Raw genomic sequence first — 20,989 nt, forward strand, 5'->3', positions numbered from 1 at the left:
CTCATCTGGTGAGCGCGCTCTCCAGCTCCTGGTCGATGAGGGATGTCAGCTCCTGCTCCGACAGCCCTTGAATCTCCGCGGAGAGCGCGCCCTGCGCCTCCCGCGATGCTTCCTGCTTCTTCTGAGCCTCGGTCCCCATCCCCAGCTCTTCGGCCAGATGCGCGACGAGTCCGTTCACCGTGGGGAAGTCGAAAATCAGCGTTGAACGCAGGCTTCGCCCGAGGCTGCTCGCGAGCCGGTTCTTGATTTCGATGGCCAGCAGCGAATCGACGCCCAGTTCGAACAGGCGCTCGTTTCCGGACAGCCGCTCCGACTCCGGCATGCCCAACGTCGCGGACACCTGCCCCGCGACGTGCTGACGCAGCAACTCCGCCTTGCGATTCGGCGGCGCCGCGTCCAACTGCGCGCGGAAGGCCGGCGCTTGCACCCGCTGTGGCACGCTCCCCAGCAAGCCCTGGACGAGCGCCTGCCGCGCGAGCCCCGGCAGTTGCTCCGCCAGCCGCGCCCAGTCCACGGGGAAGACGCCCCACTGGACCTGCGCGCTCCCGATGAGCCGCTCCAGTACGCTGAAGCCCTGCTGGACGGGAATGGCGCCGAAGCCCTGCGCCCCCGGCCGCGCGGAGGCGGCCCGCTCCAGCCGCGCCGCCATGCCCGTCTCCGCCCACGAGCCCCAGTTGAGCGTCAGCGCGGGCAACCCCTCCGCGTGGCGCAAATGGACCAGCGCATCGAGGAAGGCATTCGCGGCGACGTAGTTCGACTGGCCCGGAGACCCGATGAGCGAGGCGGCGGACGAGAAGCAGACGAAGAAGTCCAGCGCCATGCCCTGGCTGAGCACATGGAGGTTCCACGCGCCCCGAAGCTTGGGGGCCAGCACCTCCCGGAACTGCTCGGGCGTCTGGTTGGCGAGCGTTCCGTCGCGGAGGACGCCCGCCGAATGGATGATGCCGCGCACGGGCGGGGCTTCGCGCAAGCTCGCGAAGAGGTCCGCCATGGCGTCGTGAGACGCGATGTCTACCCGTGCGACCCGCACCTTCACGCCCTGGGCCTCGAGCGCATCGAGCTGGGCGCGGGCTTCAGGAGCCGGAGCACTGCGCCCCATCAGGACCAGATGCCGTGCGCCCTGCGCCGCCAACCAGGTGGCGGCACGCAGGCCGAGTCCCCCCAGGCCTCCCGCGACGAGATAGGTGGCCTCCGCGAAGATGGACACCTTCTTCGCCGCGACCGTTCGAGAACGGGCCCGCTCGAGCCGGGGGGTGTAGAGACCGCCGCCACGAATGGCAGCGCCGGACTCCCCATCCGGCAACGCGAGCGCCCGCATGAATGTGCCCAGGTCTTCGGACCGGGGCTCCGCGGGCAGGTCGATGCGGAGGCACCGCAGTTCGGGCAACTCCGTCGCCACGGCCTGTCCGAAGCCCCACAGCGGCGCCTGCGCGACGCGGGCGCCGTGCGTATCGGAGGGCAGGCTTTGCGAGCCCCGCGTCACCAGCACCAGCCGGGGCGACGCTCCCTGCCCATGCGCCAGGGCCTGCGTCAACCGCAGCGCGCCCAGGCACCCCGACTCCTGAGCCGCGTCGAGCCAGGCGCCTGCGTCACCCGTCTGCGCCCCCTCATCGAGGCCCCAGAGGTACAACAGCCCCGTGGGAGGCTGATTCGCCCACGCCTTGACCAGCCGCGCAGAGTCCTCCGGGTTGGCGGGATTGATGCGGAAGCCCTCTAGCGTGCTGCTGAACGACTCCCCCTTGCGAACCAACGTGCAGCGCTCGCCACGCTGCGAAAGCACCTGCACCAGGTCCGATGCGAAGTCGTCCTCGCTGGTGAAGACGGCCCAATGTTGATTCGCGGAGCGGGCTTCCTCCGTGACGGCACGCGGCACCCAGTTGAGGCGGTACAGCCAGTCCTGGAAGTCGTTGTCGAGCCCGCGCAGCAACACATCGCGCTCGGCCTTGCGCACCGAGAACCCCGACACGACGGCCACCACCGCGCCCTCTTCGTCACACAGGGTCAGGTCCGTCGCGGAGAAGCCCTCCTGCCCCTCCCGGGGAGGCTGCGTCGCATACGTCCAGACGCGCTCCGGCAGGGGCCGGTACAGGTCGAGCGTCTGCAAGGCCACCGGGAGGTGCAGCGCGTCTTCCTCGGTGAGCTGCGACACCGCCGCCGCCGTGCGCAAGCAGCCGTCGAACAGCGCCGGGTGGACGCGGTAGTGCCCGCTCCGGTCCTCCACCCGGCCCAACGACAACGCGGCCCCAGTCCCCCGATGCAGCGACGTCAGCACGCGCAGGGACGGCCCGTAGTCGAGTCCGTGGTGCGTGAAGACGGCGGAGAGTTCATCGATGGAAACAGGCGTCGAGCAGCCACGGCCCCACGCCTCCCGATCCACCGATGGGGCCACGGCGCTCAGTGCCGACACCCGGCACGTCACATGGGTGACCCAGGCCGTGCGCGCGCCGCCGCCGCCCTCCTCCGAGCGCTCGTCCCCTCGGCTCACCACCTTGCACGCAAGGCCCGCCTCGCCCTGGTCCTCCAGCAACGTCTGGACGACCCGCGTCTGCTGTTCGGGAAGCACCAGCGGCTGAAGCAGGGAGATGTCCTCCAGCCGCAGCGACTCCGTTCCGAGCACCTGCGCCGCCGCCGAGGCCAGCATCTCCACGTAGGCAGCGGCGGGAACCACCGCCTTGCCGTACACCCGATGGTCCGCAACGAATGGCACGGTTCCCGCCGACAGCTCACTGGAGAAGACGGTCGTCCCCTCCTTCAAAGCGGCGGACTCCAGACGCGTCCCCAGCAATGGGTGAGTCGACGCACGGCGCGACGTGCGCGTCCACGGCGCGGGCACGTCCAGCCAATACCGCTGCCGCTCGAAGGGGTAGGTCGGCAGGGCCTTGCGAGTCCGCCCATAGCCCGCATCGAAGCGCTCCCAGTCCAGCCTGGCGCCGCGCACATACAGCTCGGACATCGCCCGGAGCAGGCCGGCCCAGTCGGAGCGGCGCGGGTGAAGCGTCTCCAGCCACAGCGCCTCCTCACCCGCCACCACGTCCCGCGCGAGGTTGGACAGCGAGGGCTTGGGGCCCACCTCCACGAATACACGCACCCCGCGCTGGAGGAGCGTCCGGATGCCCTCCTCGAAGCGTACGGGCTGGAGGACATGGCGGGACCAGTAGGCCGGCTGGGTGATGGCCTCGCCTGCTTCGCGTCCGTCGAGGTTCGAGATGAGGGGAAGGCGCGGCTTCTGGAAGGCGGCGCGGCTCGCGGCCCGCTCGAACTCCGCCAGCATGGGCTGCATCAGCGGAGAGTGGAACGCGTGTGACACCTTCAGCCGCCGGCTCTCGATGCCCGCCTCCACGAGCGCCTGGTGCACGGTGTCAATGACCGCGCTGTCCCCCGAGATGACGGTGTTCCGCGGCCCATTGATGGCCGCCAGCGTGACCCGGGGATGCCCGGCGATGAGCGGCAGCACGCGCGCCGGCTCAGCGAACACGGCCAACATCGCGCCGCGCTCGGGCAGCGCCTGCATCAGCCGCGCGCGCTCAGCCACCAGGGGCAAGCCGACCTCGGGCTCCAGGACACCCGCGAACATGGCCGCCGCGTACTCACCCACGCTGTGGCCCAGGACCGCGTCGGCGCGCAGTCCCCACGCTCGCAGCAGGTGCGCCAAAGCCAGCTCCAGCGCCACCAGCGCGGGCTGGGTGTATCGCGTCTCGTCCAGCGCCCCTTCCGTGTCCTGGAAGAGCACCTCGGTGAGCGGCCGCTCCAGGTGCGGCTTCAGGATGTTCTCGAAGCGCACGAGTTCCCGGCGGAACTCGGGCTGCGTGTCGAACAGCTCCCGGCCCATGCCCACGTACTGGGAACCCTGGCCCGTGAAGAGGAACGCGACGCGCGGTGCCTCGGCGTCGCGGCGGCCTTCCACGCAGGTCCCGGGGGCAGTGGGCGCTCCACGGCTGAACGCACGCAGCGCCTCGGTCAGCTCCTCGGAGGTCGAAGCCGTGAAGGCCGCGCGCTCTTCCATGGCGCTGCGGCCGGTGTTCGCCGTATGGCAGACATCCGCGAGTCCTTCCGTGGGGCACAGCGGCAGCTCCTCCGCGATGGACCCGGCCAACCTGCGAAGACTGGCGTTCGAGCGCGCGGAGAGCGCCAGGACGTGACGCGGGCGTTCCACCTCCCGGACCGGAGACTTCGGCCGTGGCGCGGACTCCAGGACGACGTGCGCGTTCGTCCCCGAGAAGCCAAACGAGCTCACCGCCGCGAAGCGCGACTCCGCCCCCTGCCACGGACGGCGCGACGTCGGCACTTCGATGGACAACTGCTTCCAGTCCACGTGCGGCGTGGGTGAGCGCAGGTGGAGGTGCGGCGGGACCTCCTCGTTCGCCAGGCACAGCGCGGATTTGATCAACCCCGCGATACCGGACGCACCTTCGAGGTGCCCCATGTTCGTCTTCACCGAGCCGGCCATCAGCGGCTGCTGCCGTCCCGTCCTGGCGCAGTAGACAGACGCGAGTGCCTCCAGTTCGATGGGGTCGCCCAGCGACGTCCCCGTCCCGTGGGCCTCGACGTAGCCCACCTTCGCGGGCTCCACCTGTCCGTCCCGCAGCGCATCCCGGATGACGCGCTGCTGGGCAAGCCCGTTGGGCACCGTGAGCCCGCTGGTCCGCCCATCCTGGTTCACCGCCGAGCCGCGAATCACCGCGACGATGGGGTCCCCATCCGCGATCGCGTCCGACAGGCGCCGCAGGAAGACGAGCCCACAGCCCTCCCCTCGGCCGATGCCGTTCGCCGAGGCGTCGAAGGTCTTGCACCGGCCATCGGGCGACAGCATGTGCGTGCGCGACTCAATCAGCGTCGCGACGGGAGAGAGGACCAGGTTCACCCCGCCCGCCAGCGCGAAGTCGCTCTCCCGCTGACGCAGGCTGCGGATGGCCAGGTGCACCGCGACCAGCGACGAGGAGCACGCGGTATCGACCGTGAGGCTGGGCCCTTCGAGTCCGAAGGAGTACGACAGACGTCCCGCGGCGACGCTCGCGCCATTCCCCGCACCGGTGTGGGCGTCGATGAGCTCCGGAGACTGGGTGGCAATCTGCGTGTAGTCCTGCCCCATCATCCCGACGAACACGCCAGTCCGCGTCCCGCTCAGGCTCGTCGGATTCCGGCCGGCGCGCTCCACGGCCTCCCAGGCGACCTCCAGTAACAGCCGGTGCTGCGGGTCCATCCGCGCCGCCTCACGCGGGGAGATGCCGAAGAAGCGCGGTTCGAACTGGTCGATGTCCCGCAGGAAGCTCCCGTGGCGCGTGTAGATGCCACCGGGATGATCCGGGTCGGGATGGAAGAAGCCGTCCGCGCTCCATCTGTCGGATGGAATCTCGGTGACGGTGTCCACGCCCTCTGAGAGCAGGCGCCAGTATTCAGCAGGGCTGGTGACGCCCCCCGGTAACCGGCAGCCAATGCCGACAATGGCAATGGCCCCGTGCCGCTCCTGCTCATGGGCATCGAGCTTCGACTGCGTCTCCTGCAACTTCAGGAGCGCGCGCTTCATCAGCTCGCCGTAGCTCGTATCGCTTCCTTGCGCTGACATCGATCCGTCCCTAGTTCATCTTCGACAGCTGCTCGGAGAGCAGGTGCGCGAGGTTGGCTTCAGCCAGCCCTTCCAGCGGGCTCTCGACCGAGGCGTCTGACTTCGACGTGGCGCGCGCTTCCTCCGTGAACTCCAAGGGGATGAACGCGTCCATGAGCTGCATCGCGAGCTTCTCTGCCGTCGGGTAGTTGAAGACGAGCGTCGCCGGCAGCGACACGCCGAGCCCGCTCTGGAGCCGGTTCTTGAGCTGGAGCGCCGCCAGCGAGTCGATGCCCAGCTCGTGGAACCCACGCGCCGGGTCGATGGACTCGCCGGAGCCCACGCCTCGCATCCACGCGACCTGCTCGCGCACGTAATCCATCAGCAACTGCCGACGATTCTCGATGGCCGCCGCCGAGAGCGTGTCCAGGAACGACGCGCGCTCCACAGTGCGCTCGCCCCCTGCCCGCTCGAGCAACTCCGCGACGTAGGGCGTGGACCGGCCGCTTCCGAAGACAGCCCAGTCGATGGCGGCCACGCCTACCTGAGGAACGCGCGACGTGAGGAGCAGCTCCAGCGCGCGCAGGCCCTGCGCCTTCGGAATGACGCCGAAGCCCGGCGTCCGAGCCTCCTCGCTCACCGACACCTGGGCGCCCGCGTCACCGGCCCAGATGCCCCAGTTGATGCTCAGGGCAGGAAGACCCAGGGCGCGGCGGTGGTGCGCCAGCGCATCCTCGAAGGCGTTCGCCGCGCAGTGATTCGACTGTCCCGCCGAGCCGACGAGCGACGCGACGGAGGAGAACATCACGAAGTAGTCCAGCGGCAGGCCCGCGGTCAGACGATGCAGGTTCCAGGCGCCACGCAACTTCGGCCGCAGCACGGTCTCGAAGCGCTCCCAGCGCTGCTGCCGCAGCACGCCGTCATCCAGCACACCGGCCGAGTGGAACACGCCGCCCAGAGGGGCCATGTCCCGCGCCACCTCGTTCAGCAGCGCGGCCAGCGGCTCCGCATCCGCGATGTCGACTTGCCGGTACTCGACACGGACACCCTGCTGGCGCAGGTGCTCCAGGCGTTCCGCCGCGTGCGGCCCCGGAGCGCCCCGGCCTGTCAGCACCAGGTTGCGTGCCCCCCGGCTCGCCAGCAACTCCGCCGTCAGCAAGCCCAGGCGTCCGAGCCCGCCCGCCACGAGATAGCTGCGGTCCGCTCGGAAGGCCTCGACGCGCTCCGCGGACGGCTCGACCAGCTTCCGTGACTCGACCCTCCGGAGTCGCGCGACGTAGCGGCCATCGCGATAGGCCACCTGGTCCTCCGCCACCTCCGCGCGACGGCGAATCTCCTGCGCGAGCAACTCCACCTGGGCGCTCGATTCTCCCTGGACATCGAGGTCGACACACCGGCAATCCAACTCCGACGCCTCGATGGCCAGAGGCCGCGCCATGCCCCACAGCAACGACTGGGCGAGCCCGGGCAACGGGGCGCCCGGCTTCACGGGCTGCGCGCCACGCGACACCAGCCACACCGTGCCGGAGTACCCACGGTCCAGCAGGAACTGGAGCAGGCCCAGCGCGCCACCACCCGTCACCCGAGCCGCCTGCCCCAGCGCATCGGCATCCAGCATCTCCGCCTCCGCGGAGTAGGAGCCCCACATCAGGATGACGTCGGACAGTGCCGCCGGAAGCGGCAGTTCGCGCAAGGCCTCCACGAGCGATTCGGGCGCGTCAGGGACCTCGAAGGTGGTCTCATCGATACGGCGCGGCTGTGTGCCACGGATGGCGACGAAGCAGGCGCGGCCATCGCGCGTCAGCACCTGTGCGAGCTGCTGCCCCGTGCCGTCGCGCTCCGAGAGAATCAGGCACGCGCCGCTCGCGGGCACCAGCGTCTCCGGACGACTCCCCTCCAATGCGAGCGGCTCCCACCGCCGCTCGTAGAGCCACTCATCCAGCGAGGTGGAGAGCGCGGCACGCAGCGCCTCCTGGCTCGTGCGCTGAAGCTCCAGGCCGCGCACCCAGGCGCGCAGCGCCCCATCTCTTCCGAAGATGCGGACATCCGCACGCAGCCGCTTCCCAGCCTCATCCACCGGCCGCACCACCGCATGGCTCCACACGCCGTCTTCGATGCTGCCCAGCACGTGAAGCCGCTCGATGTGCACCGGCACGTACAGCTCGGTGCCATCCATGTCCGGATAGGCGCCGCCCACCACCTGGAGGCAGGCATCCATCAGGGCGGGATGCGCGAGGTAGCCACCGCCGCTCCCGAGGCCGGCCGGGCGCTCGATGCGCGCCAGGACCTGCTCGCCTTCCCGGCGCAGCTCGGTGATGCCCTGAAACTCCGGCCCGAAGTCGACGCCCGCGTTCCGTGCCCGCTGGTAGTAGTCCTCGACGGGAAGCGGGGTCTGCAGGTCCTTCAACACGCTGTCGAGGTCGTGCGCCCCGGTGTCCGATGCATCATCACCGAGGACGGCGAGCGTGCCCGTCGCATGCAGGCTCCACGCGCGCTCCGAGCCCTCACCCGTCCGGCTGAAGATGCGCACAGCGGCCTTGCCCTCTCCGTCGCGGCGCACGGCGCACTGCACCTTCCGCTCGGCATCCTTCGGGAAGGTCATCGCGTTGAGGATGGCCAGGTCCGTCAGCTCCAACGCGGTCGTGCCCAACAGCCGGGCCCCGGCGGCCAGCGCCATCTCGACGTAGCCCGTCGCGGGCAGTGTGGGCGTTCCGAAGACGCGGTGCTGACCCAGGAACGCCTGCGAGGCAGGCCCCAGCGTGGCCTCGAACAACAGCTCACCGGCCTCCAGGATGGCCAGGGGAACGCGCTCGCCAATCAGCGGGTGCTCGGCGCGGGAAACGCTCCGCCCGTTGGGACGCTGGAGGCCCGCGCCCTCCTCCCAGTAGCGTTGACGCTGGAAGGCATAGGTGGGGACTTCCACCTTGCGCCGTGGGTAGCCGGCATCCACTGCCGCCCAATCCACCGGAACGCCGCGCACGTACAGTGCCGCCAGACTCTCCAGCATCTGCCGCCAGCCGCCGTCATCGGCGCGCAGGCTCGGCAGCCAGGTGCCCACGCCCTCGGGCACCGAGCGCGCCGCCATGCCGAGCAGGGTCGCCTTCGGGCCGACCTCGACGAAGACGCTCATGCCGTCGCGGTACAACGCTTCCACGCCCCGGCCGAACTGCACCGGGTTGCGAAGCTGGCTGCACCAGTAGTCCGGCGTGCAGAGCCCGTCGGTGATGAGCTCGCCCGTCATCCCGGAGACCATCGGAATCGACGGCGGCGAATAACGCAGCGTCGCGGCGACGGCCCGGAACTCCTGGAGGATGGCCTCCATCATCACCGAGTGGGCCGCGCGCGGGATGTTCAGCCGCTTGACCTTGTAGCCCTTCGCGTCCAGCGCCCGGCCTATCTCCACAATCTCCGCGGGGATGCCGGAGATGACGATGTTGTCCGGCCCGTTGACGGCCGCGATGGAGCTGGCCCAACCACCCTGGGCGAGGAACTGGCGCAGCTCCGGCTCCGCGGCGGAGACCGCGATATTGCTTCCCTCCGGAAGCTGCTGAATCAACCGGCCGCGGTGAACGGCCAGCTTCAGGCCATCCTCGACGCTGAACACGCCCGCGATGCAGGCCGCCGCCAGCTCGCCCGTGCTGTGTCCCAGCAATACGTCCGGCTGGATGCCCCACGACATCCACAGCTCGGCCAGCGCGTACTCCAACACGAAGACCACCGGCTGGGCGTAGTCGAGCTGGTCGATGGGAGATGGCGTCCCCGGCTCCGCGTAGAGGACGGAGATCAGCGAACGGTCCCAATACTCACGGAGCATCTGGTCGAACGAGTCGATGCGCCGGCGGAAGCCCGGATGCGTCTGGTACAGCTCACGCGCGGCTCCGACGTACTGCGAGCCCTGACCGGAGAACAGGAACGCGACCTTCACCGCTTGCTTCGCGTCAGCCTCTCCCTGAACGAACCCCGGGTGCTCTTCCTTCCGCTCCGCAGCGCTCAGGACGGCGGCCACCTGCGCGGCGTCCGCGCCCACCACCGCGAGTCGGTGGTCGAAGGCAACACGGCCGGTGTTCGCGGAGAAGCACACGTCCGCGAGCGATGCGCCCGGCGCCTCGAGCACCGCCCGGTAGCGGCCCGCGAGCTGCCGCAGCGCCTCCGGGCTCCGCGACGAGAGCGCCAGGAGGTGCCGCGAGCGGTCCACTTGCTGCGCGTCCGGCGCTGGCGTCGTCTGCGGCGGCGCCTCTTCGAGGACCATGTGGGCGTTGGTGCCGCCGATGCCGAACGAACTGAGCCCCGCCCGCAGGACGCCCTGCGTCGCGGTCCACGGCCGGGCCTTGTCCACCACGTAGAAAGGCGTCTTGTGGAGCTCCAGCCGCGGGTTCGGCGACTGGTAGTGGAGCGTGGGCGGCAACGTGCGGTGCTGAAGTGCCAGCACGACCTTGATGAGCCCAGCGATGCCCGCCGCGCTGTCGAGGTGGCCGATGTTGCCCTTCACCGAGCCCAGGCCGCACGACTGCGTCTGGACCTGTCCCCCAAACGCCTCCGTCAGCGCGGAGACTTCAATGGGGTCGCCAATGGACGTTCCGGTGCCATGGGCTTCGACATAGGAAATGGTCCGCGGGTCCACCTTCGCGTGCTGATGCGCACGGCGCACTACGTCCGTCTGGCCCTCGACGCCGGGCGCCATGAAGCCCACCTTGCGGTGCCCGTCGTTGTTGATGGCGGAGCCCTTGATGACGGCGAGCACCCGGTCTCCATCCGCCAGCGCCTGGCTCAGGCGCTTGAGGACCACGATGCCGGCGCCGCTTCCCGGAATGGTTCCGTTGGCCCCGGCGTCGAAGGGACGGCAGTGGCCGTCGCGCGAGAAGACGCTGCCTTCCTCGTACAAGTAGCCCACGCGGTGGGGGACCTTGATGGCCACGCCGCCCGCGAGCGCGAGGTCGCAGCTGCCCTCATTCAGCGCCGCGCACGCCGCGGACACCGCGACCAGGGACGTGGAGCACGCCGTCTGGACGTTGATGCTGGGCCCGCGCAGGTCGAGCTTGTAGGACACCTGCGTGGCCAGGAAGTCCTTGTCCTGGGCCATCAGGTCCTGGAAGAAGCCGATGGGCCGCGTCAGGTCCGGATAGGGATAGCGGTAGTGGCTGACGCTCTTCCCGGCATACACGCCCACGAGCCCGTTACGCTCCGACGGCGGATAGCCCGCGTCCTCCAGCGCCTCCCAGGCGCACTCCAGGAACACCCGCTGCTGCGGATCCAACGCGCGCGCCTCGCGGGGCGTCAGCGAGAAGAACTCCGCGTCGAAGGCGTCAAAGTCCTCCATCACCGCCGACGAGCGGACGTACCCGGGATTCCGGAACGCCTCCGGACTGACACCCGCGGCCAGCAGCTCGTCATCGGTGAAGGTGCCCACCGACTCCACGCCCTGCATCAGGTTCTGCCAGAACTGCTCGGGCGTCGACGCCCCGGGGAAGCGGCAGCTCAAGCCGATGATGGCGATGTCCCGCGCATCCTGCGTCCGCGGAGTCTCCTCGCGCGGCGCGAGTGCCACCTCGGGCTTCGCCTCACCGCCCGCCGCCGCGAGCCTGGCCGCGAGCACCTTGACGGTGGGCCTGCCGAACAGGTCCGTGACGGGAACCGAAAGCCCCAGCTTCTCCTTGAGCTCGAGGTGGAGCTTGATGAGGTGTACCGAGTTGGCGCCCAGCTCGAAGAAGTTCCGGTCCGGGTGGACCTCTGGAACGCCCAGCACCTCCGCCACCGCCTTCGCGATGGACTGCTGAAGCGCCTGGGCCTCACGGCCAGGCCGGGTGGCGGCGGGCTTGCTCGCTTCGCGCTGCGTGGGCTGCGCGACGTGGTCCGGGTGCGGCAGCGCCTTGCGGTCCACCTTCGCGTTGCGGGTCAGCGGCAGCGCCTCCAACACGACGTAGGTCGATGGGACCAGGTGTTCGGGCAGCTTGCGCGACAGGAACTCGCGGACGTGCCGGGTCTCCACACCGCGCTTCGTGTCCGAGGGGACGACGTAGGCGACCAGGCGCTTTTCGTGGTGCTCGCCGACCGCCCCGACCACCGCCGCGCTGATGCTCGGCTCCTGGAGCAACGCGGCCTCGATTTCACCCGGCTCGATGCGCTGTCCACGGATGGAGAGCTGGAAGTCGACGCGGCCGAGGAACTCGATGGTGCCATCCGGCAGGTACCGTCCGAGGTCGCCGGTGCGGTAGAGGCGCTCCCCCGTCCGTGGATGCACGGTGAACTTCTTCGAGCCCGCACCCTCGCCCACGTAGCCCAGCGCCACACCCACGCCCGCGCAGCACAGCTCGCCGGGCACCCAGATGGGGCGCTCGTCCAGGTGCTCGTCCAGCACGTAGTACTTCGTGTTCGAGATGGGCTTGCCGTACGGGATGCTGCGGCGCCGCTCGTCGGCTTCGACGACTGGATGGGAGATGTTCCACAGGGACGTCTCCGTCGGGCCGCCGACGCTCATCAGCTTCACGTCGCCGAACTTCGCCCGCAGCCGCGCGGGCATGGTGACGGGGAGCCAATCTCCTCCGAGCATCACCAGACGCAGCGGGCAGGTCAGCCGGGCGTTGCTGCCTTCGAGATACGTCAGCAGCATCTCCATCATCGCCGGCACGGTGCTCCAGATGGAGACGCCATGACGGGACATCAGCTCGGCCCAGTGGGAGGGGTCCCTGCGCGAGGAGGCGTCCGGCATGACCAGGGCCGCGCCCGCGCTCAGGGTGCCGAAGACGTCGTAGACGGAGAAGTCGTGGTGGAGCGCGCTGAGCGCGATGACGCGGTCATCCGGCCCGACGCCGAACTTCCGGTTCGTCCACTCCACGCCGTTGACCATCCCCGCGTGGGTGAGCATGGCCCCGTTGGGCTGTCCCGTGGAGCCGGAGGTGTAGAGGATGTGCGCCAGGTCCTCGGGCTTCTGCACGGGCGCCAGCGGCGCTTCGCTGTACTCGCTGAAGGCGTCCGGCGTGACGACGAGCACCTGCACCCCTTCGGGCCAGGACTCCTGGGCGAACTTCGGCTGCGTCACCGCCAGCTCAGCCCCGCCGTTCCGCATCATGAAGACGCGCCGCTCGTGCGGCAGCCCCGCGTCGATGGGCAGGTACGCCGCTCCCGAGCTGAGAACGCCCAGCGCGGCCACGACCTGCTCCCACCCCTTCTCCATCACAATCGCGACGATGCGGTTGGGCGCGGCACCACGCTCGCGCAGCGCATGTCCGAGCCGGCTGGAGCGCCGGGCGAGCTCGCCATAGCTCAGGCTGACGCTCGACGAGGCCAGCGCCAGGGCGTCCGGGCGCGCCGCGGCGTGGCGGTAGAAGCCGGTGTGGAGCAACTCCCCGCTCCTCGGGCGCGCCGTGTCGTTGACGCGGGCCAGCAGCTCCACCTGCCGGACCGGACGGGTGTCCAGCCCCGGCTGGTCCCACGCCGCGTCGTCCTCCGCCAGGCGCCGCAGCAGCGCGCAGAAGCTGGAGAACATGTCTTCAATCATGCCGGACGGGAACAGCTCCTCCGCCACGTCCCAGTTCAGGAAGACGCCGCCCCGCTGGTAGACAATCTGCAGGTCGATCCACACCTGGGGCGTCTGCGTCAGCGCCTCGATGAGCTCGCCGAACTCCTCCGCCAGGAAGTCGACCCAGTGCGAGTCCTTGCTCTTGGAGTGAGACGCGAAGCTCGTCATCACCACGGGCATGATGGCGCCCGCGATACGCCCCTGGGCCCGGAACAGCTCGCGCAGCAGCTCGACGCCGCTGACCTCTCGGTGCTCCAGCGCCAGGAAGAGCTGATCCCGGATGGCCAGCGCCCGCTCCGTGAATGTCCGCTCCGGCCGGTGGTCCACCTCGATCAGCGTGAAGCTGGCGAAGGTGCCGACAATCTCATTGACCTGGGGATGAAGGGGCAGCCGGTTGAAGTGCGGGACGTTGAGCGTGAAGCGAGGGCTGCGGCTCCAGCGCGCCATGACCTCCGCGTACGCCGCCAGCAGCAGCTCCGGCTCCGTCAGCTTGCGCGCGCGGGCTCGCTGCTTGAGCGGCTGCCAGATATTCGGCCCCAGCCGTTCGAACACGCGCCCGAAGCGGGGACGCCGGAGTGAACCCGGGTCCTTGTCGAGCGGGAGGTCCGGCGCGGGCGGGAGGTTCGGAAGGCGGGAGCGCCAGTACTCGAGCGAACGCGCATAACGAGCACCGCGCGCATGCTGCACCGCCAGCGCGTAGTCACGGAAGGACAGGTCCAGCTGGGGAAGCGCGGGCGCCCCACCCAGGTGTTTGTAGAGGTGGACGAGCTCCCGGTAGAGAATCTGGAAGCTGTAACCATCGATGAAGGTCCCATCGATGCTCATGAAGAGGCGCGAACGGCCCCCATCGAGCTGGCACACTCGGAGCTCGAACAACGGCCACTGGTCGAGCGCCAGCACCTGCTGCGACAGGCGCTCGCGGATGGCCTGGAAGCGAGCCTCCGTCTCTTCCAGTTCGCGTCCGCGCAGGTCCTCCACGGGCAGGACGTAGCGCGGCACGTCGGGGAGGATGCGCTGCTGGAAGCCCGGGAGCGCCACCACCCGAAGCATCTCGTGGCGGGCGATGAGCAGGTTCCAGGCGTCCTCGAAGCGGGCCAGGTCGAGCGCGTGGCAGTCGATCTCGTTGTACGCGTGCATCGCCGCGTTCATCTCGAGCTCGGCCTGCCGGCCCACGCTGTAGGCCTGCTGGATCTCCGTCATCGGGAACGGCTCGTGCCGCTCCTCGGGCCGGGGCGTGATTTGCGGCAGCGTCTCCGCCTGGGGCACGCGCTGCTCCGACAGCAAGGTCAGCAGCGCCGCCTTGTTCGCCACGAGCTGCTCGCGCAGCGCTCCCGGAATCTCGCCTGTGGGTGAATCGACCGCCAGGCGGTCCCCCTCCACCGACAGCTTGATGCCATGCCCGGCCAGGGCCTGAAGAAGCTCATTCAATGTCATAGCAGGACCCGCTTCGAATCATTGCGCTCCGAGGAGGCAGCGCCGAGCACACTGGCCACAGCGAGCTTTTCGAGAAGCTCAGCCGTCACCTGCTCGATGGAACGTTCATCGACGAAACTCTTGAGAGGCATGCTCACGTCGAGTTCGCCCAGCACCATGTCCCGCAACTCGAGCGCCATGATGGAGTCGAACCCCAGCGCGTCGAACGAGTCCGTGGACGAGAGCTTCGCCGTCGGAATCTTTCCGACCTCGCTGACCATCTCCTTGAGACGCGCCTCCAGGACGCCACGGCGCGCGGAGCCTTCCAGCGCGAGCAACACCTCGCGCAGCTTGCGAGGCGCCTCCACGGCGTCAGGAACGTGATCGGAGACAGAAGCGGGCCGGAACAGCGACGACGCCACGATGGAGGGATGGCTGGCGGTCCATCGCGTCACATCGAAGCGCGCGATGCCCCGGGTGACGCGGTTCTCCGCGAGCACCAGCGCCATGGACGCCAGGGCTTCGTCCACGGACATGGGCGACATGCCCCGCTCCGCCAGCCGGTCGCCACGCCGAGCATCCGCGACGGCCATGCCGACCTCGCCCCAGCTCCCCCAGTTGAGACTGAGGGCCGGCAGACCCCGTGCGCGACGGAAGTGCGCCAGCGCATCGAGAAATGCATTGGCCGCGGCGTAACTGGCCTGCCCAGGCGAGCCGATCAACGACGCCGTCGAGGAGAACAGGACGAAGTGCTCGATGGTGGTGTCGGTGGCCAGCGCATGGAGGTTCCAGGCACCGTCGACCTTGGGGCCCATGACCGTTTCAAAGTCCTGGGGCTCCCACTGCAACAACGAGCTGTCCGCCAGCACACCCGCGCTGTGGAAGATGCCCCCCAGCGGCGCTTCGCCTCGGCGGACGGCAGCCAGCATCTCCGCCACCGACTCCGGGCGGCTCACATCGACGCGGAAGGTCTCCACCCGCGCGCCCGCCGCACGCAGCGGCACCAGGGCCTGCCGGGCCTCGTCGGTCTCGCCCTTTCTTCCACACAGGGCAAGGTGCCGCGCGCCGCGCTCCACCAGCCAGGAGGCGAGCCGCAGTCCGATTCCACCGAGCCCACCGGTAATCAGATACGTACGGTCATGCCGGGGACGAAACGCTCCCGCGCCTTCCGGAATCGTTTGTGTCTGCGTGAGCGAGGGCACCAGCCGCCGCTCGCCGCGCAGCACGACCTCGTCGTCGTCAGCGGCAGCAGGAACCTTGCGCGCCAACTCCGTCACCAGCGCACCGAAGGCCGCGGGGTCGATGTCGATGCGCTTGCAAGCAAGCTCCGGGTGCTCGTAGGCGACGACGCGTCCCAGGCCCCACAGTGGCGCGCCAGCGATCGCCGCCGGTCCAGCCGCTTCGCCAGCGGCTTGCGCGCCCTGGGTGACGAGGAACAACCGGGGCAGCGTGGGCACCGACTGCCGCGCCAGGGTCTGCACGAGCGACGCCGCCGCGTGGACCTCTCGCTGAACCGATGTGTGCAGCCCTTCCAGTGATTCGGGGTGCTCCGAACCCGACAGGTAGATGACGCCTCGGGGCGCCGGGCTCTCAGACAGCCACTCCCGCAGCACCGACGCCTGCTCGGGGGCCACGTTGGCCACGCGCACCGAGCCCCCGGCGGTGGACAGGGCCTGCCGAAGCGATTCCGCGGCAGCCTGCTGCATGCTCACGATGAGCCAGCGCCCCTCCGCGTCCACGGGCTCCTGCCCCACCGTCCGCGCATGCCACGTCAGTTCGCAGAAGAGGTCCCGGGGGGATGCATCCCGGACGGTCTGCTCGCTGCTCGGCGCTGGAGCGACCTCTCCGTCCCACCAGTAGCGCTCACGCTGCCACGGGTACGTCGGAACCACCGTCTTGCGCGTCCCCGTGAAGAGCCCCTCGAAACGAATGGAGCCTCCGGAGGAGTACCCTCCCGCGACGACGCCCAGGACACCCGTCCAGGCCTCATCACCGGGCCTGCTCGCACGCACGATGACGGCCTTGCTCCCACGGCTTCGTGCAGCGGCCTCCAACGCCTCCCCAACGGCAGCCTCACAAGAGACCTGGATGAAAGCCGAGGCGTTCCGCGCACACAGGTGCGCCACGGACGACGTCAGGTCGCTCACCGCAGCGCGCTGTCTCTCCCAGTACGCGTCCGGCACCGTGGCGCCCGCTTCGACCCAGGTGTCATCGACGGTGGAGAAGAACGGGCACTTCACGGGTTGAGGACGCACGGGCTGCGCTGGAGCCAGTTGCAAGGCGAGCCGCACGGCGTCTTCCACGCTGAGTGCTCCCGCGACCACTCCTGCCGAGAGCGCTCCCACGCCGGCTCCCGAAACAGCGGCGGGGGTCAGACCGCACGCGCGCCAGAGCTCCGCCAGCGCGAGCTGCAGCACGAGGAGAACGCCCACCGGGTGTCCTTCGCCCGCGTGCCCTCCCGCTACCTGCTCGATGACGGACCACCCCGCCACCTGCCGGAGGACCGCGTCCACCTTCTCCGCGTGGGCTCGGAAGACGTCCCGGCCCAGCAGCTCACGCATCAGCCGGTTGGCCTCGGGCTCCGTGCCACCGAAGAGGAAGACGGGCTCGCCCTCACTTGAACCTCGAGTGACACCCGGCGCATCGCGTCCCTCCGCGACAGCGTGAAGGGCCGTGCGAAGCGCCTCGGGCGTCCTCGCCACGAGCGCCGCACGGTGCGCATGGTGTGAGCGTCCAGCGCCCGCCGTGAAGCACGCATCCTGGAGCCGCGTTCCAGGTCCTGCCTCCGACACATACCGGAGCCATGACGCCGCCAGCGTGCGCAACGCCGGCTCCGAGCGCGCGGAGAGGGGCAGTACATACGGCCCGGCCTCCACGGCGGAATGGGTGGCCTCCGCGTACGCCTCGACGAGCGCATGCGCATTCACACCGCTCATCCCAAACGAGCTCACGGCGACGCGATGAGGGCCGTCCTTCTCCGCCAGGGACGTGCGCGCTCGAGGCACCGCGAGCCCTGAGCCCTCCCACGTGAACTCCGGGGTCGGGTGCTCAAAGTTGATGGAAGGAGGCACCTCGCCCGCCTGGAGCACCAGGACGGCCTTGATGAGTCCCGCGATGCCGGCCGCGGCCTCCGTGTGACCGATGTTCGGCTTGACGGATCCAATCCACAGCGGGCGCTCCGAAGGCCGCGCTGCGCCATAGACGCGCGACACGCCGTCCAGCTCGATGGGATCTCCCAGCCGCGTTCCCGTCCCGTGCGCTTCCAGGTAGTCCACTTGCCCGGGCTCGATGCCCGCGCGCTGCAACACGCGCCGGTACAGCGCTTCCTGCGCCCCGACGTTCGGCACCGTGAGACCACCGCTCGCGCCGTCGTGGTTCATGCCCGTGCCGCGTAAGGTCGCGAGGATGCGGTCGCCATCCCGAACGGCGTCCCGCAGCCGCTTCAGGACGACCACGCCACAGCCTTCCCCCTGGACCATGCCGGCCGCGTCCCGGTCGAACGTGCGGCAGTGGCCGCTGGGGGACAGGGCTCCCGCCTTGGACAGGAACACGCTGAGTTGCGGCGCCAGGATGAGCTTCACGCCTCCGGCGATGGCGAGCGTCGACTCCTCCGTCCGCAGGCTCTGACACGCCAGGTGCACGGCGGACAGAGAGGACGAGCACGCGGTGTCCACCGCCATGCTCGGCCCTTCGAGCCCGAGGAGGTACGACAGCCGGCCCGCCACATAGCTGGCGTCCACACCCGTGGAGTAGTGGGCGCTCACCTTCTCCAGCCCGCCCCCCGTGACGAACGCGTAGTCCTTCGCGTGGACGCCCGCGAAGACACCGGTCCGCGTCCCCTGGAGGTGGTGCGGGGGAATGCCAGCGTCCTCCAGTGCCTCCCAGCTCACCTCCAGGAAGAAGCGCTGCTGCGGGTCCATGCCCTCGGCTTCACGCCGGGAGATGTGGAAGAACTCCGCGTCGAACCGGTCCACCTCGTCGACGAAGCCGGCGCGGCGCATGGACAGCTTCCCGGGCCTGGAGGGGTCCGGGTCATAGAGCCCCTGGAGCGCCCGCCGGTCGCTGGGAATCTCCGTCAGCGCCTCCCCTGCCCCCCACAGCAGGTCACGGAACTTCGCGGGGCTGGTGGCGCCCCCCGGAAAGCGGCAGGCCATGCCGATGATGGCAATCGGCTCCCGCTCACCATTCGAGGCCGCGGCCAGCTTCTTCTGCAGCTTCTCGATGGTCAGCAGCGCCTGCTGGAGTGGCGACAACTCCGCCACGAATCCGTCCTTTCGGTTCATCACGCGACCTCCAGGCTGAGTTCCGCCAGCGTCCGGGCGATCTGCTCGCGCGCTTCGTCCTCGGACAGCCCGGCAATGCGCTCCATCAGGCCCTGCTCCTCCTGCTCGGACGTGCTCATGTCGCCCGGGTCCGACGGCAGGCGGCCACGCCGCGCCTCCAGCAGGGACAGCAGCCGCTTCGCCAGCGGCTCCAGCCGGGGCAACTCGAAGAAGAGCGTCGTCGACAGCCGGAGCTCGAGCGCCCGCGAGATGCGCTCCTTCAGCAACGTGGCCCCAATGGAGTTCAGGCCCAGCTCGAAGAAGGTCCGCCCCTGCACATCGAGCGTCGCGGGCTCGACCTCCAGCACGTCCGCGAGGTGCCCACGCAGGAACGCCCGCATCTGGGCCTCCCCATGCACATCGGGAACGCGGGAAGCATCCCCCGCGGCCACCGCGGCGGCCTGAAGCAGGGTGGCGGCATCCGGCCGCGCGTCCTTGGGTGAGCGGCAGACTTCATCGGGTGAAAGCCACTCGGGCCACAGGCGCTGACGCTGGAAGGGGTAGACCGGCAGGCTCACGCAGCGCCCTGCACTCACCGGGAAGACCTCGGGCGGCACGGCCCCATCCGCGACGAAGACACGGCCGGCCTCCACCTGCTTCAGCGGCATGCCCTCTTGTGCGAGGAGCGTCGTCCCACTCGACGTCGCAAGCGAATCCAGGAGCGCCACGAGCCCAGCACGGTCGCCCGCAATCACCGCGGCACGGTGACGGTGGTGCTGACGCTTGAGCGCCGCCGTGAAGCAGATGTCCTCTAGCGTCGCCACCGAGTCCGGCGTCGCGGCGAGGAAGTCCCGAAGCTGGAGCGCTCGCTGACGAAGCGCGTCCTGAGAGAGCGCCGAGAGCACCAGGAAATGGACCGGCGCTGGCGTCCTCTCCAGCACCGCCGCCGGAGCTGCCTCCAGGACCACGAAGCCGTTGGCACCGCCCAGGGACGTGGACACGATGCCCGCTCGCAGAGGCACGCCAGGCTCCCGAGCGGCCCAGGGCTCCAGCTCCGTCTGGATGCTCAGCCCGAGCGCGTCGAACGAAACCAGCGGGTTGGGCGCATCCACGTGAATCGTCGGCGCCAACGTGCGGTGGTGCAGAGACAGGCACACCTTGATGAACTGCGCGATGCCCGCCGCGGCGCCCAGGTACCCCACGTTGTTGCTGATGGCGCCGAGCCTGCAGGGCACCGGCCGCTGCGTCCCGAGCGCCTCCCCGATGGCCTCCGCCTCGGCCGCGTCGCCCTTGAGGAACGACGAACCGTGCAGCTCGATGTAGTCGATGCTCGCCGGAGCCACCCCGCCCTGCTCACACGCCTGCCGGATGACGTCCGCCTGCGCCGAGGCGCTGGGCGCCATGATCCACTCGTTCCGGCCGTTGTGATTGGCGGCGCTGCCCCGAATCACGGCGTACACGCGGTCACCGGGCTCAACCTTGGACAGGCGCTTGAGGACGACGACGCCAGCGCCCTCCCCGCGCACGTAGCCGTCCGCCCGGGCATCCAGGGTCCGGCACTGCCCTCGCTCGGAGAACACGCCAGCCTGGGACAGCATGATGCTGCTGTCCGGCGACAGCATCAGCTCGACGCCCCCGGCGAGTGCCATCTCCACCTCGCCCAGCATCAAGCTGCGGCACGCCTCATGGAGGGCCACCGTCGAGGAGGCACACCCCACGCTCGACACGGTGCTGGGCCCTCGGAAATCAAACGCGTAGGAGAGCCGGTTGGCCGCGAAGGACGCCGTCGTTCCCAGGACGGAATAGCCATCCAGCGCGGACCAGTCCCGCGCCAGCATCCGCTGGAAGTCGCTGAAGTTGACGCCCATGAAGACGCCCGTGCGGCTTCCCCGAACGGCGTCGAAGGGCAGGCCCGCATCCTCCAGCGCATGCCATGCACACTCGAAAAGGAGACGGTGCTGCGGGTCCATCTGCCGCAGCTCCCGCTTCGACAGCCGGAACGCCGCGGGGTCGGCCAGCTCCACGCCTTCAATCAGTCCGGCCTTGCGGTTGCGAATCGTCCCGGGGCGATCAGGCGCCGCGTCGAAGAGCGCGGCCGAAGGCCAGCGCCCGGACGGGATGTCCCCCGTTGCATCAATCCCATCACATAGCATTTGCCAGAGCGTACGCGGGCAGTCCGACATGGGGAGACGCAGCCCCAGTCCAATCACAGCAATGGGTTCACACCACATCAGAGCACGGCTCCGCTGGCGACTC

4 protein-coding genes are annotated in these 20,989 nt (G+C 69.6%); all 4 read right to left on the reverse strand.

Going from position 1 to position 20,989, the window contains the following annotated elements; all coding sequences use genetic code 11:
- Nucleotide 1: 1 nt before the first annotated feature.
- The 4 genes from BHS09_RS21655 to BHS09_RS21670 are packed head-to-tail and all read right to left on the reverse strand — an operon-like array spanning nucleotide 2 to nucleotide 20,916.
- Nucleotides 2–5,563, reverse strand: a complete 5,562-nt coding sequence (locus BHS09_RS21655; protein ID WP_140798808.1) for a type I polyketide synthase — start codon at nucleotides 5,561–5,563, stop codon at nucleotides 2–4.
- A gap of 10 nt (nucleotides 5,564–5,573) precedes the next feature.
- Complete coding sequence (locus tag BHS09_RS21660; RefSeq protein WP_140798810.1) at nucleotides 5,574–14,492, reverse strand: non-ribosomal peptide synthetase/type I polyketide synthase; 8,919 nt, start codon at nucleotides 14,490–14,492, stop codon at nucleotides 5,574–5,576.
- Nucleotides 14,489–18,754: a type I polyketide synthase gene (locus tag BHS09_RS21665; RefSeq protein ID WP_174260571.1), complete on the reverse strand. Its 4,266-nt coding sequence runs from the start codon at nucleotides 18,752–18,754 to the stop codon at nucleotides 14,489–14,491. The genes BHS09_RS21660 and BHS09_RS21665 overlap by 4 nt, the downstream gene beginning before the upstream one ends.
- Nucleotides 18,754–20,916, reverse strand: coding sequence for a beta-ketoacyl synthase N-terminal-like domain-containing protein (locus tag BHS09_RS21670; RefSeq protein ID WP_237079748.1), 2,163 nt, complete (start codon nucleotides 20,914–20,916; stop codon nucleotides 18,754–18,756). Before BHS09_RS21670 ends, BHS09_RS21665 begins: the two co-directional genes overlap by 1 nt.
- Between the last annotated feature and the right edge of the window lie 73 nt (nucleotides 20,917–20,989).

The sequence above is a fragment of the Myxococcus xanthus genome (genome assembly GCF_006402735.1).
Lineage (GTDB): Bacteria > Myxococcota > Myxococcia > Myxococcales > Myxococcaceae > Myxococcus > Myxococcus xanthus_A.